This window comes from Sphingomonas sp. YR710 (genome assembly GCF_900101455.1).
Taxonomy (GTDB): Bacteria; Pseudomonadota; Alphaproteobacteria; order Sphingomonadales; family Sphingomonadaceae; genus Rhizorhabdus.
In genome coordinates this window covers 50854-73318 of record NZ_FMZJ01000005.1, presented here as the reverse complement: position 1 = coordinate 73318, position 22465 = coordinate 50854, and the positions used below count along the sequence as shown (strand labels likewise).

Sequence of the window (22465 nt, the reverse complement as noted above, 5' to 3'; positions counted from 1 at the left end):
CGCGGAGACCGGCGGAGAAAGATCAGCTCAGAAGGCCGAGATTGCGATTCCAGGTGTAGCAATCGTCGAGCATCTTGAAATCATCGACCGATAGCGTGAAGTCGAGTGCGTCGATCGCCGTGTCCAGATGGCCGAGTTTGGTGGCGCCGACAAGCGGAGCCGTAACACCCGGACGTGAGATAAGCCACGCCAGCGCTACCTGCGCCATCGGCCGGTCGTGCCGCTCCGCGACTTCGATAAGCGCATCCACAACCTTATAGTCCGCCGGCTTTTCATAAGCCCTGGTGACATATTTTCCGGTTTCGCGCGTGCGTTCGGAATGCTTCTTTTCGGTCTTCCGCCAGTCCGTGGAAAGGAATCCGCCGCCCAATGGGCCCCAGGGAATCAGGCCGACACCCGTCTGGATGCAGAAATCGTTCATCTGCCGTTCTTCCTCGCGCCAGACGAGGTTATAGAGATTCTGCATGGAGATGAACTTGGTCCAGCCGTTCAATTCGGCGATATACTGCATCTGCACGAACTGGAACGCATACATCGAGGACGCGCCGATATACCGTACCTTGCCGGTGCGGACGAGGTCGTTGAGCGCCTCCATCGTCTCTTCGATCGGAGTACCGCGATGAAAGCGGTGGATCTGATAAAGATCGATATAGTCTGTGCCCAGCCTGCGCAGGCTGGCATCGACAGCGGCCATGATGTGCTTGCGCGACAGCCCGACATCGTTGGGGCCGGTGCGCTCGGATGCGGGGTTGAACACTTTTGTGGCGATAACTGCCTGATCACGCGGCATGAACTCGCGGATCAGCTTGCCGGTGACCTCCTCGCTCGCACCATAGGAATAGGTGTCCGCCGTATCGAAGAAGTTTATTCCGGCTTCGATCGCCTTCTGAAAGAACGGGCGTGATTCATCGATGTCGAAGACCCAGCTGCGCTGGCTACGATCGCCGTAGCTCATACAGCCCAGACATAGAGGACTGACCCGGAGCCCGGAACGCCCTAGGCGCTTATACTTCATCCCAGCCACCCCCTCGAATCGTGAAATAAAACGGCACACCGGCCCGGATATCCGGGCCGGTGTCACCACCGTGACATGGAAGCCTAGGCGGGCACCGGTTCCGGCGCGGCCTGCTGCCCGCGAACCAGGCGCCCGGGCAAGCGACCGGTTTCCTCATCATTGGCACGGGTGATCTCGCCACTGACGATCGTCGCACGATAGCCCGAAGTCGGCATGATCACCCGGCCGGCACCCGCCGGCATATCCTTGACGAGCAACGGCCGATAGAGCGTGACCTTGTCGAGATCGATGACGTTCAGATCCCCCTTATATCCCACCTTCACCAAGCCACGATCGAACAGGCCCGCCGCCGCCGCCGGATCGCTGGTCATCATCTTGATCGCCTGGGTCAGTGGAAGCGAGCGGCCGTGGCGGCCCTTCACCCAGCGGGTCAGCATATAGGTCTGCGCGCTGGCATCGCAGATCTGCGTGCTGTGCGCGCCGCCGTCGCCAAGCGCGAGCACGGTATAGGGGTGCTTCATCATCGCCTCGATCGCATCGATCGCCTGATCCATCATCAGGGTCGACGGGAGCATGAACATCGTCCGCCCATCGTCGGCGAGCAGCCGGTCATACATATATTCCTTGCCCGGAACGTTCAGACGCTCGGCGATCGCGGCAATATTGTCGTCCCGCTTCGGCTCATATTCGGGCTCGACTTCCTTCAGCTCGAATATGCGATCGAGCGCGACGACGGCCTTGGACACCCGATCGTCGGTGACGGTTGGAAATTCGTCGAGGATTGCCTTGCGCACCTCGGGCTTCCTCATCTCCGCCACCTTTTTCGCCAGCGGAAGATCGGCAATCGCCTGGAAGCTGGGACAGAATGAGAAGGGATTCGCGAAGACCGAAAGCCCAAACAAGGTCGTGGTCGGCCGGCTCAGCACCTGACCGCGAATCTTGATGCCGTCGCGATTGGCGTTCTCGATCATCTTCAGCGTTTTTTCGTGCTTCTTCAGATGGTCGTTCTTCTGGGTGATCGTGAAGGAGATCGAACGCCCCGTCTCGCGCGCTATCCGCTCCAGCATCGCGAATTCACCTTCATGGTCCTCGAAATCGCTGATCAACTGGATCACCCCGGCGCCGGCGCGCCCCATGCCCTGGGCAATCCCCATCAGCTCGTCCTCAGACGCGGTCAGGCCGGGTGTGTTCTGGCCGTCACGGCTTTGATGGTGCGAGGTGCGCGAGGTGGAGAAACCGATGCCGCCGGCGCGGACGGCCTCTTCGGCGATCGCGCCCATCTGCGCGATTTCCTCGGGCGTAGCCGGTTCGCGATCGATCCCGCGTTGACCCATCACATAAGCACGCAGCGGAATATGGGCGAGATGCACGGCGACATCCATGTCGAGTTTCCGCGCCGCAACCGCATCGAGATATTCGGGAAAGCTTTCCCAATTCCACGGCAGGCCAACCTCCATGACCTCCTTGGGAATGTCCTCGACACCTTCCATGAAGTTAAGCATGGCGGGCCGCGTTTCGGGCCGGCACGGCGCGAAACCGACGCCGCAATTGCCGATCAGCGCGGTCGTCACGCCATGGTTCGACGACGGGCGCAGATGCGTATCCCAGATCACATGACCATCATAATGGGTGTGAAGATCAACAAAGCCGGGCGTCACGATGCAGCCGGTGGCATCCACCTCTTCCTTGCCGCTTCCGCTGACCGTTCCGATCTCAACGATCTTGCCGTCCTTGATCGCGACGTCGCCTGCATAGGGCTCGCCGCCCGTACCATCGACGATCAGACCGTTCCGCACGACAAGATCGGCGACCGGATTAAACTGGGACATCACTGATTCCTTTCGGCAGGCTGGACGTTCGCAAGCGGGAAATCGGGCATTCAGGCCTCCACTCTCCCCGCGGCTGCACGCCACCAATATATATCACACCGTTGCGGTTTCTAACTTTGGCCGTATCATACAAACCGCTGGCGAAGTTGTCTATAAGGAGCGTCAGTCGGTTGGCAATCCCACGGCCATTTCGGCAGGGCTATTGCGATCCGAAAAGACCGGGATTGACGCCGCAAACCCTCTCGAGACGATGGAAGCGGCCCGCTGTTCGCCCCAGCGTCAAATGGCCGAGATCGCTTAATGCGTTAGCCTTTCTGACGGATTTTATGATATCGCGCGTTTCAATGATGGGCAGGCGCCAAACACGTCCGTCCGTTTGAACCACACATTAAGGGTTTCTCGGCGGCACATGCTCTTTTCTGTTGAAACCGAAGCCATCCGTGTTCCCAAGGCAGCGGAGCTCGTCGCAAACCGCATTCGCCGCGCAATATTGACCGGCGATCTCAAGGACGGACAAAGCCTGCCATCCGAGACAAGGTTGATGGAGGAATTCGGCGTTTCGCGCCCGACTGTGCGCGAGGGAATTCGCGTCCTCGAATCGCTGGGGCTGATCACTGTGGGTCGCGGTGCACGGGGCGGTGCGAAAGTGACGCGTCCCGATGCGGGTATCGTTGCGAGCGCGGCGGCCATGGCGCTCCAGACGCGCGGCGCAACGATTTCGGATCTGTTCGAAGCCCGCGCCCTCATAGAGCCCAGCGCCGCGAGACTGGCCGCCCAGCGGCGGCCGAAGGCCGCAGCCGAGGCGTTGCGCCACCATATTGACTATGAGCTCAGCGTCATCGACGATTTTGTTGCCGTGACCAAAGCCATCGCCCAATTTCACACGCTGCTGATGGAGCAATGCGGCAATGAAACGCTGGCCGTATTCGGTATCGCGCTGAAGGATATTTTCGAGCGCTCGATGCTCGCCGCCCAGCCCAATATGAAGCCCGAGACCGAGGCCAGTCGAATGGCTTCGCTGCGCTACGGTCTGCGTTCGCATGCCAAGCTGGCGGACCTGATCGATGCCGGTGACGCAGAAGGAGCCGAGGCGCATTGGGCCCTGCATGTCGGCAAGGCCGGTCGCATCTGGCTGAAATCGGTCGGCGCGACCGACGTCATCGATCTGTTCCGCTGACGGGAACGAGCGGCCTGCGCAATCTCAGTGAATGGACTCTGCCAACTGGCCAAAATCAAGCAAGATAGGCCATCAGGGCGTCACGTCGCGCAATCAGATCGTCGAATGCTGTGGCCTGCACACCTTCCGCGATTGTCGCCATCGCCCGATCAAGCCGCGCCTTCGCCGCATCGCTGATCCGGCCAACCGCGCCCGCGACCGCCTCCATCTCCGCCATATCACCCGAACAATGGAGCGCTATGTCGCAGCCTGCCGCCAGAACGCCGGCGGCACGTGCGCCGAAATCGCCCTTCAGCGCATGCATGCCGAGATCATCGGACATCAACAGGCCATCGAAGCCGATCCGCCCGCGAATGATCTCGCCAATCACTACGGACGACAGGCTGGCACACTCATGCCCGTCCCATGCCGGATAAACGACGTGCGCGGTCATCGCCATGGGCGCGTCCGCAAGATCGATAAAGGGCGCGAGATCGATCTCCAGCGCCTCCAGATCGGCATCGACCACCGGCAATTCGACATGGCTGTCGGCCATCGCCCGGCCATGGCCGGGGACATGCTTGACCACGCCGACCGCGCCGCCGGCGCGCAGGCCATCGAGCACCGCGCGCCCGAGCGCGGCAACCCGCTGCGGCTCGGCACCCAGCGCGCGATCGCCGATGATATCGTGGGCGCCCGGCTGGCGAACATCGAGCAGCGGCAGGCAATCGACATTGATGCCGACCCCGGCCAGCATCACCGCGATCGCCTGGGCATTGAGCCGCGCAGCCTCCATCGCGGTGATCGGTGCGATATCATATAGCCGGTCGAACGATTCCGCCTTCGGGAAGGCCGGCCAGTGTGGAGGCTGCATCCGCGCCACCCGGCCGCCCTCCTGATCGATCAGGATTGGCACATCGCCGCGGCCGGATAACGCGCGAAGCGCATCGGTCAGCCGGCGGAGCTGTTCGGGATCCTCGATATTCCGGCGAAAGAGAATAAAGCCGGCGGGATCGATCGAAGAAAAAAAGGCGTGCTCGGCTGGCGATATGTCCGTGGACGCCAAGCCCAGAAACAGCGGCGTCATGCGGCGGCGCTCACCCGATCACCGTACAGCTCTCGCCCGCTGTCCGCAGCTTCGCACAGACATCCCGCGCGGAGCCGCCGCCCGCCCGCAGCCGGTACAGCGTCTTGTCGCCGGACTTGACCGGCGCCACCGACTGGCTGAGCCCCTGCAGGAAGGAGAAGCGTGCCGACAACGTCTTCCACGCGGCATTCGCCTTGGCCTCGGTCGAAAAGGCGCCGAGTTGCACGGTAGAGCCCCCCGAAGGCGGCACGGCCACCGGCTCCGGCGCCACGGTAACGGGCTTGGGCTTCGGCGGCGCAGGCTTGGCAACCGGCGGCGCAACCTTCGTCGACACGGCAACGTCGGTGGCGGGTGCCGCAGCGGGCGCCGCGTGAGGAGGCAAAATCGCGGCCGGCGGCGCGCTAGCTGCGGGCACCGGCGCCGGGGCCTTGCGATCGACATTGACGGGCGTCTCGGCGGCGCCGTTCACGTCGATCACGCTCTGCACCTCATTGCCCTTGCTCGCGCTATAGACGATCTCGTCGCCCGAGCCGACATCCATCCCGCCGGGTGAGGCCGGCCGCTCTTTATAATATGCGTCGGGGGCCTTGATTACCGAACCGTCGCCCGATGCCGCCATCTGGCTCCTCCCGTGCAACCACAGATAGCCGCCGACGAGCATTACTATGATCAACAGCCCTCCGACGATCATCGCGACGATCCGGCCGGTTCCACTGCCTTCTTCGTCGATCTCTTCCTCGACAGGCTCGAGCCAAGGCAGACGATCATCGTCCGCCCCATCAAGCCGGTCCCGGGAGAAATCGCTCATCAATGCATCTCCTCTGCGGCGGTGACACCCATGATGCCAAGGCCGTTGCGGATAATCTGCCCGATCGCATCGGCGAGCGCCAGACGTGCGCGCGTAATTTCCGGCGCATCGGCGCGCAAAAATCGACGCGTCGGATCATCATTGCCGCGATTCCACAGCGCGTGGAACGTCGCGGCCAGATCGAACAGATAGAAAGCGATCCGATGCGGCTCATGCGCAATGGCCGCGCTCTCCACGATCCGCGGGAATTGCGCCGCAAGCTTGATCAGACCGAGTTCCTCGTCGTCGAGCAAGGCGAGATCCGGGGCTGGCGCGGTATCGATCCCCGCCTCCACCGCACGCCGATGCAAAGAACGACCGCGAGCATGGGCATATTGGACGTAGAAGACCGGATTGTCCTTCGACGCCTCGACCACCTTCGCGAAATCGAAATCCATCTGGGCATCGGCCTTGCGCGTCAGCATCGTGAACCGCACGACATCCTTGCCGACTTCGCGCACGACATCGGCCAGCGTCACGAAGCTCCCCGACCGCTTCGACATCTTGACCGGCTCGCCGCCACGCAGCAGCTTCACCATCTGCACCAGCTTGACGTCGAACGGCTTGGTGCCGCCGGTCAGCGCCGCCACCGCCGCCTTGATCCGCTTGACGGTGCCGGCATGATCGGCGCCCCAAATGTCGATCAGCATGTCGGCGCTTTCCGCCTTCTGCGCATGATAAGCGAGATCGGTGCCGAAATAGGTAAGGCCGCCATCCGACTTGCGCACCGGCCGATCGCTGTCGTCCCCGAAGGCGGTCGCCCGGAACAAGGTCATCTCGGTCGGCTCCCAATCGTCGGGAAGCTCACCCTTCGGCGGCTCGAGCGTGCCTTGATAGACCAGCCCGTCGGCGCGCAGCCGATCGAGCGCGGCATCGACGCGGCCAGCCTTCTGCACGGCCGCCTCGGATGCGAACACATCGTGGCGGATGCCGAGCAAGGCCAGATCGGCGCGGATCATCTCCATCATCGCCGCAACCGTCTTCTCGCGGAACAGATCGAGCCATTCGGCTTCGGGCTCGCCCACATATTTCGGGCCGAATTCCGCCGCGAGCGCCTTCCCGATCGGGATCAGATAATCACCGGGATAGAAACCTTCGGGGATCTCGATTGCCTCGCCGAGCGCCTCGCGGTAGCGCAGGTGCGCCGATCGGGCGAGCGTCTGTACCTGCGCGCCGGCATCGTTGATATAATATTCGCGGGTCACCGCGTAACCGGCATATTCGAGCAATGTCGCCAGCGCATCGCCGACGACGGCGCCCCGGCAATGGCCCATATGCATCGGCCCGGTCGGATTGGCCGAGACGTATTCGACGTTGACGCGCTTGCCGGCGCCCAGCCGCGACCGCCCATAATCGGCGCCGGTCGACAGGATCGTCGCCAGTTCGGCGCGCAACGTATCGGGATTCAGCCGGACGTTGATGAAACCGGGCCCGGCGATCTCCGCGCTAACGATCTCCGGCAACGCCTGCAGCTTCGGGACGATCAGCGCGGCCAGCGCACGCGGATTGGTGCCCGCAGGCTTGGCGAGCACCATCGCGACGTTCGTCGCGAGATCACCGTGCGCCGGATCGCGCGGCGGCTCCGCCGTCACATTCCGGCGATCGAGCCCGGTCGGCAGATCGCCCGCCACCTGAAGATCGTCGAGAATATTACCGATGCGATCGGCAAAGCGGGCGTAGAGCGTCGGCAAGGTTCAAAATCCGTTCGTGCGTATGAGTGCGCGGGCTTTACCGGATCGAATCTGAAAGGTCATTCCCTTGTTTTGTCGCCGTCCGCCAGGCTGTAAACCGCGACGCTTCGTGCGACCGGGCCCAGTCGAACGGTCATCGCCAGAACGATCGCCGCCGTCATGAGCAGCGGGGCCGTATGGAGCGATGCACGGTCCCGCAGCAGGGGCCGCAACAAGGGATATCCGGTCAACATATAGAGCGCGAACACCTCCGGCCGATCGGCACCGACCGCAAGAAAGGTGAAATGGGCAAAGGCCGCAAGATGCCCCAGCCCAACGGCCGCCGCCAACGCCGTAACCACCCATCCGATGGCAGCCGGGCGCGCCGTGCGCGCGACCATAGCGGCACTGGCGAGCAGAATTGCGGCGGCCAGCAGCGGCCCCGCCGTGGGTTCGGTGAGTTGCACCATCAGGCCCACGACCCATAACAGGATGAGCGCACCGCCAGTTGTCGCCGCGCCCTCAGGCGCGACCCGCGGCAGGCACCAGGCCGCCGCCATGGCGGCCAGCGACAGCGATGAGATCGCCGGCAGCGACGCTCCCAGCAGCAGGCCCAGGCCCAGCAAAACCAGCGCCGGCACCAGCACGATCATGCGCGGTTCGCGCCGGCGAAAAAGCGGCGCCACCGCAAGCGACGCACCCAGCCCGATCGCAGCGACAAATTCGAGCGACGGCAAGGCGGCGAGACGATCATAATAATTGGCCGGCCGGCTTTTCGACACGGCATTGAGCACCATCAACAGCAGCCCGGAGTGGAGCACCAACGCAGCCGTCACAGCGGCACCACCAGCTAGCGATGCGATCGTCAGCGGGCGCCATCGCAAGGCAATCAGGATCAGGCCGGCCGAGAGCAGCAGCGGCACCCAGCCAAAGGCCGGCGAATAGGCGATGGTATATCGGCCAAGGATGTCTGAAAAGGCCGCGTCGGGTGCTCTGGCCGGGAGAGTGGGCGCGAAGGCAAGCGCCCCCGCCAGCGCAAGTGCCTGTTCGCCCATATCCTGCAGCGACGCCGGATCGATCGCCTCCGGCGTGGCCAGCGGCGAATGATAGAAAGCCGACCGGCCGAGCGTCGCGATATTGAAACCGGCGAGACCCCGCTGCTTCGCGACGGTGAAGTCGGTCGAATTCGGCATGAGATCGTAGATCAGCACCGCGATCGAATTGGCCGCGGGGCGCGCGACCCGATCCGCATAGAACCGCATCATCGCGCCATTACCGCCGCCGGTTTCGAACATATTGGCCCGCCCGCCGGCACCACGCGATTCGAGATTGATCACCACGCCGACGCGTCGCGCAAGCGGATTTCGGGCAAAGAAGGCTTCCGCGCCATCCAGCCCAAGTTCCTCGGCATCGGTAAACAACACCACCACGTCGCGCACCGGCCGGCCCCGCGCGGTGATAGCGCGGAACGTCTCCAATATCGTGGCCACGCCCATGCTGTCGTCCGCAGCGCCCGGCGATCCCCAGACCGTATCGTGATGCGCCATCAGCAGTATCGCCGGGAGGCGGGCATCCCGGCCCGGCAGGCGCCCGACGACATTGTGGGCCACTGCGCCGGCCTGATCCTGCCCCGACCAGCGCGTCAGGCGCGCGATCGATTTTGCCGGCAACGGGAAGGCCTGTTCGGTGACATCGGCCCCCAGAGTGCGCAGGCGCCCGGCCAGATAGGCACGCACCCCCTGATCCTCCACCGAGCCCGCATCATGCGGCCGGCGCCCGATCGCCTGCACATCGGCCATGGCTCGCATCGCCGAGAAGCGATCGGGCGGCGCATCGGACGGCATGGGTGCCGGCGGCGTGACCGCCAGTATCGCCCACAGCAACGCGCCTATCAGTGCCATCGCTACGGCGGCAACCCGCACCATAAATCAAAAACCCTCCGCAATCGCGATCGGGCCGACATGCTCGATATAACGCGAAATCGCAAAACGATCGGTCATGCCCGCGATGAAATCGCCGATGTGCCGCATCCGCGCTGGCTCGTCGGGCGGCAGCATCGCCCGCCAATGGTCAGGCAAAAGAGCGGGATCGGCAGCATATGCCTCGGCCAGGCCGCCAACGATCTGGCGGGCCTTGGCCGCGATTTCGAGCTGCTGCGGATGATGATAGAGGTTCGCATACATGAAGCGGGTAAGCGCCTTCTCCTGCACGCCCATCCCGTCGGAAAAACCGATCAACGGCCGCCCGGCGGCCCGCACCGCCTCCACCGACAGCGGGGCCGCCTCCGCAAGCCGGCGGCGGCTTTCCGCCAGCACGTCGTTCACCATCCGGCCAATCTGCTCGCGCACCAGTTCGCCGAGCAGCACCGGCGCGGGCAGATCCGGATAATTGCAGCGAACCCCGTCCCAGCTTTCGGCAACCAGCGGCTCGCCCAGCACCTGATCGAGGGTGAGCAACCCCGCGCGCACCCCATCATCGATATCATGATTGTCATAAGCGATATCGTCGGCAATCGCCGCGACCTGCGCCTCAAGGCTCGGCCAGCTTTCCAGCTCCAGCGGCCAGGCCGCGTCGATATCCGCCATCGCCCAGCTCAGCCGCCTGAGCGGACCATTATGCTTGGCCAGGCCTTCGAGCGTTTCCCAGCTGAGGTTGAGCCCGGGATGCGTTGGATAAGGCGAATCGATCCGGGTCAGTGTCCGCAGGGTATGCGCGTTATGATCGAACCCGCCGACCGGCCGCATCGCCGCCTGCAGCGCATCTTCGCCGGCATGGCCGAACGGCGGATGGCCGATATCGTGGGCCAGACACAAGGCTTCCGTCAGATCCTCGTTAAGCCCGAGCGCGCGTGCGATCGTCCGCCCGATCTGCGCCACTTCGAGGCTATGGGTCAGGCGGACGCGGAAATGATCGCCGTCGGGCGCGACGAAAACCTGCGTCTTGTGCCGCAGCCGCCGGAAACTGATCGAATGGATGATCCGGTCACGATCGCGCTGAAAGGCATCCCTCGGCCCACGCACTTCCGTCGGCGCGGGCGGACCATGCAGGCGCCCCCGGCTACGGGCAGGATCGGCGGCGTAAGGAGCTAGACCAGGCATGGCCTGCGTGATGGCCGAGCCGCGCCGCTAAGTCGAGGTGCTGCGATTCAGCCCTGGCGATTATCGTGGCGCTCTGCCTTGAGCGAGTCGGGCTGCCGCTGGGCGCTCTCCGCCTGGCTACGGACGATATGGATGAGGGTCTGCCAGCCCTCATCACTGATCGGCGAGGTCGGGTAAAGCTGCTTGGCCACCGAGACGGTGATTGCCTCGGGCGGCATCGCGCGACTGGTCGCGATGGCAGGCGCCGCCATTGTCATTGCCACTGCCGCGATCAGCCACCGGACGGACATCGTCATTCTCCTGTACGGGAATGACCCTAGAGTCGCGCGGTTAAGGAAATGCGAAGCAGCAGCGTTAACGCGGCGTAAGGCGCGCAACCGGCGGAGGGATAGCGCATGCCCGCACAGATCAATCCAGCCGCTCGACCTTCTGACCGGGTGATGTCGTCACCGGGAAGCAGGAGAAGCCCTGCTTGCGAACTTCGTTGACATAGTCCTGAGCGGCATCGCTGCTTGCAAACGGGCCGATCATCAGCCGGTTGGTTGCCTTATACGGCGTTGTCCAAGCCGATTTGCCGGCGAGCTGCTTGCCCCATTTTGCCTTCTGCTTCGCCAGTTCCTTGGTCAGATCGGGCTTATAGGCGCCGCTGGCAATCTGGACCCAATACCGGCCGGGCTCAGACGCGCGCACCTTCGCTTCCTCGCGTTCCTTTGCCCTTTTTTCGGCGGCCTTCCCGGCCACAGCCTTTGCCGCATCGGCCTTCCTGTCAGCAGCTTTTTCAGTCTTGTCGGCGGCCGCCTTTTCAGCGGCCTTTTCAGCGGCGGCCTTGTTGTCGGCGGCGGCTTTTCCCGACGCGACCTTCCGCAGATTCGCCAGCTGTTCCTCGGCTGACTGACGGGCTTCGACACGCGCCCGGGAAGCGGCGACCGTGGCATCGATCGCATTGCCCTGACCAACGGGATCAGGTCGGAGATAGACCGGCGGCGGGCTCGAGCCGGCGCGGCCGCCCTGCGGCGACGGTGTCAACGCAAAATTCGGGGCCGCATTGGCCAAAGCGGACGACGAAAGCGAGGACGGGGCGGTTACCACCGGAGCAGATCGGGACGATGCCTCGGGGCTGACGTCGACGAGCTGCGGCACCTTGTCCTCGGGGAAGTGACCGAAATGAACGGCGGCGGCCTTCTCTGCCGGCTTGAGCTGCGGCAGCCGTTCGAGGAACGGCTTCAACTCGTCGGCCTGCGGGCGCGGCAGCACCGCATAGGCCGCCTGTTCGGCGCCCGCCGTGTCGCCGGTAATCGCCAGCACGAAGGCACGGGTCCGCCATGCGGGAATGTCCTGCTTGCGCAGCAGCGGATCGAGAATCGCCAGAGCGCCCGCTCGATCGCCGCCCATCGCCATCGACAGCGCCATGCGACGCGTGGCTTCCGCGTTCGGGCCTGCGCGCGCCACCAGCGCATATTCCTGTTGCGCGCGCTTATTGTCGCCTCGCAGATCATAAGCGAGTCCGCGATCGAGCGCGACCGTCACCGGCGGCACGCCCAGATCGACGGCATCGCCGAACAGCTTGAGCGCCATGCGCGGCTGCTCCTTCTGCACCAGCGCCGAACCGAGGCCGGCCTTGATCGGCCCGTCGCGCGGCGCGATCTTCTGCGCGCGGACATAGAAGTTGATCGCCGCATCGGCATCGCCGACCGCCAGCGCCGCAGCGCCCGCCCCCGACAAGGCCTCCAGATCGCCCGGATCGCGCGCCAGCACGCGTAGATAGCGGCCAAGCGCTTCGGCAGGGTCACCCCGCGCCATCGCCTCGCGCGCCTGCGCCATGGGATCGACAATGATCGGCTCGCCATTACCGCCAGCAGCGTCATTGGGATCGAGCGGTGCCGCGGATTCGAGCCGTGGCAACGCTTCGCGCGGCTGTGTTTCGGTCGGTAGCTCGTTAGATGTCCGGAACGATCCGCCGCGACGACTGCGCGAATATCGCGACGAACTATGTCGGCTCGACCGGCCCTTGCCTGCCGACGACCGGCGCGACGACGACTTCTTCGAAGCCTTGCCCCCTTTCGTGCTTTTCGCACTGGCATGATGCGCCGACGCGCTGTGGCTGCTGCTATGATGCTTGCTCTTTGCTTCGAGCGGCCCGAGCCCGATCACGGCAAGGGCACCCATCAATAGCGCGCGCCAAATGATATAATATCTCTTCATTGGTCCCGACGCCTTACAATTGGCGCGCGCGCCCGCAAGCGATCTGTGTGCGCGTTGCGTCGAAACGAGTGCTCCCCGCGCCAGCCGGCGCGAGGAGGATCAGCCTTAATTGCCCTGACGGTTAAGGAAACGCGGGATTTCACCTTCGCCCCGTCCTGCATCGTCGTCATGATCGACCTGCGCCTTGGCGGCGCCGCGGGCGATGTTCGACATGCGCTCGAACAAAGTCGCCCCCTGCGATGGGCGCGAACGCTGCTCGGGCTCGGGCTCCGCCACCCAGCGACGATTGCCCTGCGGCTGCTCGACAACGGGCTGCGGCGCAACCGGCGGAACAACCGCTTCCGGCTCCAGCAGCAATTCATCGCCGAACAAGGACGTCAGATCAGCCGGCTTGAGCGCGGGTTCGGGCGCTTCAAGTACGATCCGCTCCTCCGGGGCTTCGACGGCAGGTGCCGCTACGGCAACGGGCGCCGCGACCGGCTCAACCGCTGCCACAGGCGCCGGCTGCGGCACAGCCATCGGCCGCTCGTCGCGGGCGGGCGTGCGAGGGGCGAAGCTGAAGTTCTTCGCCGGCTCGGGCATGGTCGCCGCATCAACTTCGATGCCCGTGGCGACCACCGAAACCCGGATTTTCCCGTCCAGATCGTTGTTGAACGCCGAACCCCAGATGATGTTCGCATCGGCATCGACCAGTTCGCGGATATGGTTGGCGGCTTCGTCCACCTCCATCAGGCGCATGTCCTCGCCACCGGTGATCGAGATGATGACACCCTTGGCGCCCTTCATCGACACGCCATCGAGCAGTGGATTGGCAATCGCCTTCTCGGCCGCTTCGATCGCGCGATTGTCGCCCGATGCTTCACCGGTGCCCATCATCGCCTTGCCCATTTCGGACATGACAGAGCGGACATCGGCGAAATCGAGGTTGATCAGGCCCGGCATCACCATCAGGTCGGTGATGCCGCGCACGCCCTGCTGCAGGACCTCGTCTGCCATCTGGAACGCTTCCTTGAAGGTCGTATTCGGGTTGGCGATCAGGAACAGGTTCTGGTTGGGGATGACGATCAGCGTGTCGACGTGCTTCTGCAATTCCTCGATGCCCGCGTCGGCCGATTTGGCGCGGCGATTGCCTTCGAAGCTGAACGGCTTGGTGACGACGCCGACGGTAAGGATGCCGCGTTCACGTGCCATCTTGGCGATCACCGGCGCAGCGCCGGTGCCGGTGCCGCCGCCCATGCCCGCGGCGATGAAGCACATGTGCGAGCCTTCGAGCGCCTTTTCGATCTGCTCCATCGTCTCTTCGGCGGCGGCGCGGCCGATCTCGGGCCGCGAACCGGCACCGAGACCCTGGGTGATCTTGAGGCCAAGCTGGATGCGCCGCTCCGCCGGGGAAGCGTTGAGCGCCTGAGCATCGGTATTGGCGACGATGAAGTCCACGCCCTGGACATCCGACGCGATCATATTCGCGATCGCGTTTCCGCCCGCGCCACCAACGCCGATCACGCTGATGCGGGGTTTCAATTCATCTACCTGAGGCCGCATGAATTCAATCGTCATAGTCATTCTCCCCGGCCAGCCGACAGGCCAACGCACGTCACAACATTCAGATTGCCCCAACCGAATCGCCGAATCACGCGAAAAGTGTGGGACAGATCAATTTTCAAGGTTAACGTCCCATTTGGCGCAAATATCGGCGGCATAATCATTAATAACCGCTTCTGAATGCGGCATAGAGCCGCCGGACGAAATTGGCGGGCGCCGTTCTGTGCACCGTCTGCTGATCGACCGCGATCTGGCGGAGGTCGATCGGGTTGCTGGCCGCGATCTGCGCGAGACCGGCCAGCGTCGCAAAAGCGGGTCCGCTATGCGCGTCGGGCAAGCCGATCAACCCGCGCGGACGGCCGACCCGAACGGTGCGGCCCAGCACCCCTTGCGCATAATCGGCGATGCCCTTGAGTTCGGCCCCGCCCCCGGTCAACACCACCTGCCGCCCGACCGGCCCGACATAGCCGAGTTCGGTGAGCGCCTTCGCGACCGCATCCATCCAGTGATCGAGCCGCTGGCGGATCACCTGGATCAGCTGAGCGCGGCTGATCCGGGGCGGATCGACGCCATTTTCGCTATCCTCGGCCGTGCCGATGTCGATCATCTCATGATTGTCACGCGGGCTGTTCTGCGCCGAGCCATGGAAGCATTTGAGACGTTCGGCCTGCGCGCGGCGGATGCTGAAGGCCGATGCGATATCGTCGGTGATATCGGCACCGCCCATCGGCAGCGAAGTCAGCCCGACCAGCAGCCCGCCCGCGAACAGCGAGACATTGGTGACACCCGCCCCCATTTCGACAAGCGCGATCCCCATCTCGCGATCCTCCTCGGTGAGGCACGATGCTCCGGCAGCGATCGGCGACGCCACGATCGACTTGACCCCGAGATGCGCCGACCGCACGCACAAGGCGAGATTGCGGACCGGTGACGGTTCGGCCGCAACCACGTGAATCTCGACGCCAAGCCGATCGGCGTGCAGCCCCAGCGGGTTCTTGACCCCGGTCAGCCCGTCCAGCGTGTAGAGCGTCGGCTGCGCGTGCAGCACCATCCGGCCTTCGGGGCTCAGCGACCGCCGCCCCTGCTTGAGCAGTTCGTCGATATCGGCCTGCTCGACCTGTACGCCCCCCAGATCGACCTCGACCGATGCGACATCGCTGATCAGCCCACCGGCCGAAAAGCTTACCCAGACATGATCGATATTGGTGCGCGCGATCGTTTCGGCCTGCTCGACCGCCTCGCGGATCGCGGCCTCGGTGCCCTCCATATCGGCGATATAGCCGCGGCGGACGCCCCGGCTCTCGCGCTGGCCGGTGCCAAGCACTTCGAGATCGCCCCCGTCGTTGGTCCGTGCGATCAGCGCGGAAACCTTGGAAGATCCGATATCGAGGGCCGTGATCAGCGATTCGGGTTTAGGCTGCGCCATCGTCGATCCTTTCCTGTGCCGCCGTGAAATATTGCTGCCGGATCATACCACCGCCTTTGCCGTCGGCGCCGTAATTGGCGGTTCGATCTTGCTGCCCGGCTCGCGCGACACACGCACCACGATCCGGGACGGATCCCGCATGTCGAAGCTCACCAGCCCCTTACCGAGCAGGCGCACGCGGCGATCCTCGCTCGCGAAATAAGTGAGCGCCTTTGCCGCTTCGGCATCGCCTTCGGGCAGTTTCAGCGTCTCGCCCGATTGGAATATGATGTCCCAGCGCCGATCGCCTTGCCAGCTGGCGGCGGTGATCAACGGCTTGAGCGACGGCGTGCCGTTGAGGAGCGCCGCGAGCTGCGTCGCCCTGCGGTTCGCGCCGGGGCCGACGACCACCGGCAGATCGGGCATCGAACGATCGTCGACGGGGGCAATCACGACGCCATCCTTGTCGATCAGCGCCAACCGATGCTCATATTGCCAGATCGCCGCCGGCACCCGCTCGACGATATCGACGACCAATGTATCGGGCAGACGGCGCGAGACGCGGGCATCGGCGATCCAGCCGAGCTTCATCAGTTCGGCCCGCGTCCCGGCCAGATCGACCAGCGGCATCGCGCGCGATTTCTGGCTCATCGCGATATCATAGACGACATCGGCGTCGGCCCGGTGCCGATTGAGGATCTCGACATTGCGGACCGCGAAACCGGCATGGCCGATCCCCTCGGCCAGCGCCGCCGCCGCCATCTGCGGAATGCCCATCGCGAAGACACCCACAACCAACCCCGCGCTGATCGCCCCGCCGAGCAGCCAGTTGCCGGCGCGGCGCAGCGTCTCGCGCCGGATCGGAACCTGCGCGATCGCCCGATCGAATATGTTCGGTCGCCTTTTGGCCGGGGCCCGCCGCGCGGCACCCGCATCGGGGCGCTTGCGCCGATCGGCACCAGATGAGCCTTTCCGGATCTTCGCTACGCTGCTCATAAGGCTTCCTCGATGATCGCCTGGACGAGTTCGGCATAGCTCATGCCGATATAGCGGGCCTGCTCGGGCACGAGGCTGAGCGGTGTCATGCCGGGCTGGGTGTTGACCTCCAGCAGATAGAGCCCGGCCTCGCCGCGCTCATCATCCCAGCGGAAATCGGATCGCGACGTACCACGGCACCCCAGCAGATGATGCGCATCCAGCGCCATCTGCATCGCCGTCCGCGCGATATGATCGGGGATCTCCGCCGGGCAGATATGGGTCGTCAGCCCATCGGTATATTTCGCCTCATAGTCATAGAAGCCGCTGTTCGGCACCAGTTCGGTGACCGCGAGCGCGCGATCGCCGAGCACGGCGACGGTCAATTCGCGGCCCCGAATGAACGGCTCGGCCAGCAAAGTTTCGAAAACCTGCCATGGGCCATGTGCGTCACGCGCAATCGGATGGCCGCAATTGCCGCTTTCGGTGACGATCGCGACGCCGACCGACGATCCTTCGTTGATCGGCTTCAGCACATAGGGCCTGGGGATCGGATCGCGATCGTGGAGGCTCTCGCTCTTCACGACGGTACCCAACGGCATTCGGATGCCGTGCGGGACGAGCGCCTGCTTGGTGAGTTGCTTGTCGATCGCGATCACCGATGTGGTAAGCCCGCTATGCGTATATTTCAGCCCCATCAGATCGAGCATGCCCTGCACGGTGCCATCCTCGCCGGGCGTACCGTGGAGCGCATTGAACACGACATCGGGCTTCGCCTCGGCCAGCCGCAACGCGACATCGCGGCCCATGTCGATGCGGGTAACCTTGTGCCCGAGCGTTTCGAGCGCATCGGCGACCCCGTTTCCGCTGGTGAGCGAGACTTCGCGCTCGGCCGACCATCCGCCCATCAGGACCGCGACGTGGAGGGGGGTGGTCATGCCGCCACCCCCACCCGCTGGATTTCCCATTCGAGTTCGACCCCAGACTGCGCCTTCACCCGTACCCGTACCTCTTCGCCAAGAGCCTCGATATCGGCCGACGTGGCGTGGCCGAGGTTGAGCAGGAAGTTGCAATGCTTCTCGGAAACCTGAGCGTCGCCCCGCCGCAAGCCGCGGCAACCGGCGTCATCGATGAGCTGCCATGCCTTGCGGCCTTCGGGATTTTTGAAGGTCGAGCCGCCGGTGCGGCTGCGCAATGGCTGGCTCGCTTCGCGTTCGGCGGCGATGCGGTCCATCTCGGCGCCGATCGCCTGCACGTCGCCCGGCGAGCCTTCGAACAGCGCCTCGATCACGACCGCGCCTTCGGGAAGTTCGGAATGGCGATAGCTGTAGCCGAGCCGGGCCGCCGGCCACGTCTCGATCGCGCCGTCGCGCATCACGAGGGTGACCGCGATCAGGATATCCGATGCATCGCGGCCATAAGCACCAGCGTTCATCCGTACCGCACCGCCGACCGTACCGGGAATACCGCGCAGAAATTCGAGGCCGGCGATCCCGGCATCGCGCGCGGCGCTGGCCACGGTGATGCCCATCGCAGCGGCACCGGCGCGGACGCGGTTGCCTGGCTCGATCGACACTTTGGCGAAGCTCTTGGGCAAGCGGACCGTCACCCCGGGCAGGCCTCCGTCGCGGACGATCAGATTCGATCCGACCCCGATCGGAAACAGCGGCGTCGCGGGATCGAGGGTTTTGAGGAAGTCGGACAGATCGGCCCGATCAGCCGGACGGAACAGCCATTCCGCATCCCCACCGGTGCGAAACCAGATGAATTCGGCAAGGCTGGCATGCGCCTCCACGGCGCCCCGCGCCGCAGGAACCGTCCTGATGTCGATCGGGGCCTGCTGGCTCACGCCGCGCCCTCCCGGATCTTGCCGATCGCGCCCGCCAGATTGGCGGCCCATTTGGTAATGTCGCCCGCGCCGAGGCAGATCACCATGTCGTCAGCCTGAACCGTATCGGCGAGTGCTTCCGCCAACGCATCCTGCCCCGCAATCACCTGCGCCGCCCGGTGCCCGCGCTGCTTGAGCCCGGCGACCAAAGCCGCCGCATCGATGCCCTCGATCGGCGCCTCGCCCGCCGCATAAACCGGCGCGACATAGACGATGTCGGCATCGTTGAACGCCGTCTGGAACTCGGTCATCAGATCGCGCAACCGGGTGAAGCGGTGGGGCTGGACGACCGCGATCACGCGCGCTTTGGCGCCTTCGCGCGCGGCGGCGAGCACTGCGCGGATTTCGACCGGATGGTGGCCATAATCGTCGATGATCGTCGCGCCATCCACAGTGCCGACATCGGTGAAGCGGCGCTTGACGCCCCCGAATTTGGAAAAGCCGTTGGCGATGATATCGTCGGAAATGCCCATTTCCAGCGCGACGCCGATCGCGGCCAGCGCATTCTGGACATTGTGGCGGCCGGGCATCGGCATGGTGATGCCCGTAATCCGCCGACTGCTGCCGTTGCGATCACGGATGACCGCATCGAAGCGGTTGCCACCGGGAATCGGCGTCACTGCGTCACCGCGCACATCGGCCTGCGCCGAGAAACCATAGGTCACGACCTTGCGATCGCGCACGCGCGGGATGATGGCCTGCACTTCGGGATGATCGATGCACAGCAACGCCGCGCCATAGAAGGGCACATTCTCGACGAACTCGACGAAGCTGTCCTTCACCTTATCGAACGATCCATAATGATCGAGATGCTCGGGATCGATATTGGTAACGACCGCGATCGTGCCGTCGAGCCGCAGGAAGCTGCCGTCGCTCTCATCGGCCTCCACCACCATCCAGTCGGACGCGCCCAGCCGGGCGTTGGATCCGTAACTGTTGATGATGCCGCCGTTGATCACGGTCGGATCGACCCCGCCGGCATCGAGCAAGGCCGCCACCATCGACGTCGTCGTGGTCTTGCCATGGGTGCCTGCGATCGCGACCGTCGACTTGAGCCGCATCAGCTCGGCCAGCATCTCGGCGCGGCGGACGACGGGCACGCGCTTCTCCAGCGCGAGTTCGACCTCGGGATTGCCGCGCTTGATCGCGGTCGATGTCACCACCACCGCGGCATCGCCCAGATTTTCGGCCTTGTGGCCGATCATCACCTTGATGCCCTTGGCGCGCAGCCCCTCGACGACATAGCCTTCGGCGACGTCGGAGCCCTGCACCTTGTAACCCAGATTATGCATCACCTCCGCGATACCGGACATGCCGATGCCGCCGATGCCGATGAAGTGGATCGTGCCGATGTCGATCGCGACACCCTTCATGCGAATGCGCCTTTCAACGGTCTCAATTCCAGATTTTCCACAGGGATGGGGTCCATGAGCGGTTGGCGGCCGATACCTTCGACCAGATCGGCCAGATCCTCGGCGGCGTTAGGCCGGCCGACACCGAACGACCGCCGCGCCGCATTGAGCAACGCTTTCGGATCGAGTGCGAGCTTCTGCATCTGCTTGGCGAGTTCGAACGGGGTGAAGCGCGATTGCGCGATCGACCGCGCGCCACCGACCGCCGCGAGTTCCCTGGCATTCGCCGTTTGATGATCGTCGGCAGCCGATGGAAGCGGAATCAGGATCGCCGGCCGGCCAGCGACCGTCAGATCGGCGATCGTCGAAGCGCCGGCGCGCGCAATCACGAGATGCGCCCAGGCGAGCCGTTCAGGAAGGTCGGTGAAATAGGTGGCGAGATCGGCCGGAATACCGAGCACCTTATATTTGCTGCGGACCGTCTCGATATCTTCGGGCCGGCACTGCTGCGTCACCTGCAAGCGGCGACGGAAGGTGAGCGGGAGCAGGGCCAGCCCATCGGGCACGACATCGGACAGGATGCTCGCGCCCTGGCTGCCGCCGGTCACCAGCACACGGAAGATGCCGTCATCCGAAATATCCGGGAACGGCTGCTCGCGGATTTCCTTGACGACATCGCGCACCGGATTGCCGACCAGATGGACCTTGGCCGCATATTTGGGATTGAGCCGCTGGACATCGGGATAGGCGGTCGCGATCGCGCCCACCTTGCCCGCGACCAGCCGGTTGACCCGGCCGAGCACGGCATTCTGTTCGTGGATCACCGTCGGAACGCGATCCTTGAACGCCGCCCGAAGCGCCGGCAGTGCAGGATAACCGCCGAAGCCGACGACGGCGGCGGGATCAAAGGTCTCGTACAACCGCCGCGACATCGCCGTGCCGGCGCGGATCGCCTGCAGCGCCTGCCACAGCTGGCGCGGGTTGCGGCCCAATCGGCCGGCGGGAATGACATGGGTCTGTACGCCATCGAACAGGCCCGGAATGCGCGCGCCCCGCTCGTCGGTCACCAAAGCGACGCGGTGCCCGCGGCGGATCAGTTCCGCCGCCAAGGCGTGCGCCGGCACCATATGGCCGCCGGTGCCGCCGGCGGCGACGACGAAATGGCGCACGACGCTCATCGGCCGTTCCAGCGAACCGTGTAGCTCGCCTCCTTGAGGTGCGGGTTTTCGCGGGTGAAGGCGAGCAGCAGGCCAAAACCGATCGACAGGGCGATCATCGACGAGCCGCCATAGCTGATGAACGGCAGGGTCATGCCCTTCGACGGTGCGAGCCCGACATTGACCATCATGTTGATCAGGGCCTGGAGCCCGAATTGCGACACCAAACCGGCCGATGCCAGCAGCAGGAAATCATCCTCCTCGCGCAGCAGGCGAACACATACGCGCGCGACGATCGCCAGATAGAGGCAGGCGATCGCAAAGCAGGCGATCAGCCCGAATTCCTCGCCGATCACCGAGAAGATATAATCGGTGTGCGGTTCGGGCAAAGTGAACTTCTGCGTACCGGCGCCGGGCCCGGTGCCGATCAGCCCGCCATTGGTGAGCGTCGCATGGGCGCGATCCATCTGGTAGGTGTCGCCCTGCTTGAACAGGAATTTGTCGATCCGCTCGCGCGCCACCGAATAGAAGAAATAGGCCATCACGATCGCGCCGAGGCCGCCGCTGCCGAGCATGCCCAGCATCTTGAGCGACGCGCCCGACAGCATCAGCAGCACGATCCACACCGATACGAAGATCACCGTCTGCCCGAAATCGGGCTGCATCATCAACAAGCCTGCGATCGCGCCGACGATGCCGACCGAGATCCAGGTGAATGGCAGCCCCGGATTCTTCGTCCGGAGCGAGAACAGCCAGGCGATCCCGACCGCGAACATCGGCTTGAGGAATTCCGACGGCTGGATCTTGATCGGCCCCAGAGCGATCCATCGGGTCGCGCCATTGGCTGCGCTGCCCACCAACGGCACGAGCGCCAGCAGCGCGAAGAAGATCGCCGCCCCCACCAGCGCCATCCGGCGCGCGACCGCCTGCGGCAGCATCGACACACCGACCATCACCGGCGTCGCGATCAGCGTCCAGGCAAGTTGCATCCAGAAATAATGCCGCGCCGCGACCGTCACCGCACCGCCCGAATAGCGCACGCCGGCGGCCGGCGAGGCGGCGGCAACCGCGATCAGCCCGATGCCGATCAGCATCGTCACCAGCAGCAGCAGGACGCGATCGATCTCCCAGAACCAGCGCGCGATGGGCGTGTTCTTGCCGCGCCCGAAGCGCGAACGCCGGGCGACTTTCTTCTTCTTGCGCGGAATGATCTGGTCGAGTTGCGCCACTGCCCCCAGCATA

The 22465-nt window shown here is 64.5% G+C and carries 18 protein-coding genes; 1 reads left to right on the top strand and 17 read right to left on the bottom strand.

Annotated features, from left to right (window positions below):
- Positions 1-22 precede the first annotated feature (22 nt).
- Both BLS13_RS07650 and BLS13_RS07645 read right to left on the bottom strand, forming a co-directional pair.
- Positions 23-1015, bottom strand: a complete 993-nt coding sequence (locus BLS13_RS07650; protein ID WP_093451118.1) for an aldo/keto reductase — start codon at positions 1013-1015, stop codon at positions 23-25.
- Between the two features lie 83 nt (positions 1016-1098).
- Entirely contained in the window at positions 1099-2844 is a 1746-nt protein-coding gene (locus tag BLS13_RS07645) for an N-acyl-D-amino-acid deacylase family protein (RefSeq protein ID WP_093451117.1), read from the bottom strand.
- A gap of 409 nt (positions 2845-3253) precedes the next feature.
- On the opposite strand from BLS13_RS07645, the gene BLS13_RS07640 reads away from it, so the two are divergent.
- Positions 3254-4021 (top strand): FadR/GntR family transcriptional regulator, encoded by a 768-nt coding sequence (locus tag BLS13_RS07640; protein WP_093451115.1) that lies wholly within the window; start codon positions 3254-3256, stop codon positions 4019-4021.
- Positions 4022-4076: 55 nt separating this feature from the next.
- Here the strand turns inward: BLS13_RS07640 and nagZ are convergent, their stop codons facing one another.
- The 15 genes from nagZ to BLS13_RS07565 form a co-directional block, all read right to left on the bottom strand.
- On the bottom strand, positions 4077-5087 hold the full coding sequence (nagZ, locus tag BLS13_RS07635) for a beta-N-acetylhexosaminidase (protein WP_093451114.1): 1011 nt from the start codon (positions 5085-5087) through the stop codon (positions 4077-4079).
- A 10-nt stretch (positions 5088-5097) separates the two neighbouring features.
- Complete coding sequence (locus tag BLS13_RS07630) at positions 5098-5895, bottom strand: SPOR domain-containing protein (protein WP_093451112.1); 798 nt, start codon at positions 5893-5895, stop codon at positions 5098-5100.
- Positions 5895-7625, bottom strand: a complete 1731-nt coding sequence (gene argS / locus BLS13_RS07625) for an arginine--tRNA ligase (RefSeq protein ID WP_093451111.1) — start codon at positions 7623-7625, stop codon at positions 5895-5897. The genes BLS13_RS07630 and argS overlap by 1 nt, the downstream gene beginning before the upstream one ends.
- A gap of 59 nt (positions 7626-7684) precedes the next feature.
- On the bottom strand, positions 7685-9529 hold the full coding sequence (locus BLS13_RS07620; protein WP_093451109.1) for a M20/M25/M40 family metallo-hydrolase: 1845 nt from the start codon (positions 9527-9529) through the stop codon (positions 7685-7687).
- Positions 9530-9532: 3 nt separating this feature from the next.
- A complete protein-coding gene (locus tag BLS13_RS07615; RefSeq protein WP_093451108.1) occupies positions 9533-10702 on the bottom strand; it encodes a deoxyguanosinetriphosphate triphosphohydrolase in 1170 nt (389 codons plus the stop codon).
- A 47-nt stretch (positions 10703-10749) separates the two neighbouring features.
- Complete coding sequence (locus BLS13_RS07610; protein WP_093451106.1) at positions 10750-10992, bottom strand: hypothetical protein; 243 nt, start codon at positions 10990-10992, stop codon at positions 10750-10752.
- Between the two features lie 118 nt (positions 10993-11110).
- Complete coding sequence (locus tag BLS13_RS07605) at positions 11111-12904, bottom strand: SPOR domain-containing protein (protein ID WP_256325756.1); 1794 nt, start codon at positions 12902-12904, stop codon at positions 11111-11113.
- 105 nt (positions 12905-13009) lie between these two features.
- Positions 13010-14461, bottom strand: a complete 1452-nt coding sequence (ftsZ, locus tag BLS13_RS07600; protein WP_093451105.1) for a cell division protein FtsZ — start codon at positions 14459-14461, stop codon at positions 13010-13012.
- Between the two features lie 148 nt (positions 14462-14609).
- Positions 14610-15872 carry a cell division protein FtsA gene (ftsA, locus tag BLS13_RS07595; RefSeq protein ID WP_093451103.1) on the bottom strand — a complete coding sequence of 421 codons (1263 nt, stop codon included), beginning with the start codon at positions 15870-15872 and terminating at the stop codon, positions 14610-14612.
- Positions 15873-15914: 42 nt separating this feature from the next.
- Complete coding sequence (locus tag BLS13_RS07590; RefSeq protein ID WP_093451102.1) at positions 15915-16847, bottom strand: cell division protein FtsQ/DivIB; 933 nt, start codon at positions 16845-16847, stop codon at positions 15915-15917.
- Positions 16844-17764, bottom strand: a complete 921-nt coding sequence (locus tag BLS13_RS07585; protein WP_093451100.1) for a D-alanine--D-alanine ligase — start codon at positions 17762-17764, stop codon at positions 16844-16846. The genes BLS13_RS07590 and BLS13_RS07585 overlap by 4 nt, the downstream gene beginning before the upstream one ends.
- Complete coding sequence (gene murB, locus BLS13_RS07580) at positions 17761-18675, bottom strand: UDP-N-acetylmuramate dehydrogenase (protein WP_371128191.1); 915 nt, start codon at positions 18673-18675, stop codon at positions 17761-17763. Before murB ends, BLS13_RS07585 begins: the two co-directional genes overlap by 4 nt.
- Positions 18672-20087 carry a UDP-N-acetylmuramate--L-alanine ligase gene (murC, locus tag BLS13_RS07575; RefSeq protein WP_093451097.1) on the bottom strand — a complete coding sequence of 472 codons (1416 nt, stop codon included), beginning with the start codon at positions 20085-20087 and terminating at the stop codon, positions 18672-18674. The genes murB and murC overlap by 4 nt, the downstream gene beginning before the upstream one ends.
- Positions 20084-21244 carry an undecaprenyldiphospho-muramoylpentapeptide beta-N-acetylglucosaminyltransferase gene (gene murG / locus BLS13_RS07570; RefSeq protein ID WP_093451096.1) on the bottom strand — a complete coding sequence of 387 codons (1161 nt, stop codon included), beginning with the start codon at positions 21242-21244 and terminating at the stop codon, positions 20084-20086. Before murG ends, murC begins: the two co-directional genes overlap by 4 nt.
- Entirely contained in the window at positions 21241-22464 is a 1224-nt protein-coding gene (locus BLS13_RS07565; protein ID WP_093451094.1) for an FtsW/RodA/SpoVE family cell cycle protein, read from the bottom strand. Before BLS13_RS07565 ends, murG begins: the two co-directional genes overlap by 4 nt.
- Between the last annotated feature and the right edge of the window lies 1 nt (position 22465).

Excerpts from the sequence above, each read along its gene's own strand:
- BLS13_RS07650 (WP_093451118.1), bottom strand. The coding sequence starts at position 1,015 with ATGAAGTATAAGCGCCTAGGGCGTTCCGGGCTCCGGGTCAGTCCTCTA.
- BLS13_RS07645 (WP_093451117.1), bottom strand. The coding sequence starts at position 2,844 with ATGTCCCAGTTTAATCCGGTCGCCGATCTTGTCGTGCGGAACGGTCTG.
- BLS13_RS07640 (WP_093451115.1), top strand. The coding sequence starts at position 3,254 with ATGCTCTTTTCTGTTGAAACCGAAGCCATCCGTGTTCCCAAGGCAGCG.
- nagZ (WP_093451114.1), bottom strand. The coding sequence starts at position 5,087 with ATGACGCCGCTGTTTCTGGGCTTGGCGTCCACGGACATATCGCCAGCC.
- BLS13_RS07630 (WP_093451112.1), bottom strand. The coding sequence starts at position 5,895 with ATGAGCGATTTCTCCCGGGACCGGCTTGATGGGGCGGACGATGATCGT.
- BLS13_RS07620 (WP_093451109.1), bottom strand. The coding sequence starts at position 9,529 with ATGGTGCGGGTTGCCGCCGTAGCGATGGCACTGATAGGCGCGTTGCTG.
- BLS13_RS07615 (WP_093451108.1), bottom strand. The coding sequence starts at position 10,702 with ATGCCTGGTCTAGCTCCTTACGCCGCCGATCCTGCCCGTAGCCGGGGG.
- BLS13_RS07610 (WP_093451106.1), bottom strand. The coding sequence starts at position 10,992 with ATGTCCGTCCGGTGGCTGATCGCGGCAGTGGCAATGACAATGGCGGCG.
- BLS13_RS07605 (WP_256325756.1), bottom strand. The coding sequence starts at position 12,904 with ATGAAGAGATATTATATCATTTGGCGCGCGCTATTGATGGGTGCCCTT.
- ftsZ (WP_093451105.1), bottom strand. The coding sequence starts at position 14,461 with ATGACGATTGAATTCATGCGGCCTCAGGTAGATGAATTGAAACCCCGC.
- ftsA (WP_093451103.1), bottom strand. The coding sequence starts at position 15,872 with ATGGCGCAGCCTAAACCCGAATCGCTGATCACGGCCCTCGATATCGGA.
- BLS13_RS07590 (WP_093451102.1), bottom strand. The coding sequence starts at position 16,847 with ATGAGCAGCGTAGCGAAGATCCGGAAAGGCTCATCTGGTGCCGATCGG.
- BLS13_RS07585 (WP_093451100.1), bottom strand. The coding sequence starts at position 17,764 with ATGACCACCCCCCTCCACGTCGCGGTCCTGATGGGCGGATGGTCGGCC.
- murC (WP_093451097.1), bottom strand. The coding sequence starts at position 20,087 with ATGAAGGGTGTCGCGATCGACATCGGCACGATCCACTTCATCGGCATC.
- murG (WP_093451096.1), bottom strand. The coding sequence starts at position 21,244 with ATGAGCGTCGTGCGCCATTTCGTCGTCGCCGCCGGCGGCACCGGCGGC.
- BLS13_RS07565 (WP_093451094.1), bottom strand. The coding sequence starts at position 22,464 with ATGCTGGGGGCAGTGGCGCAACTCGACCAGATCATTCCGCGCAAGAAG.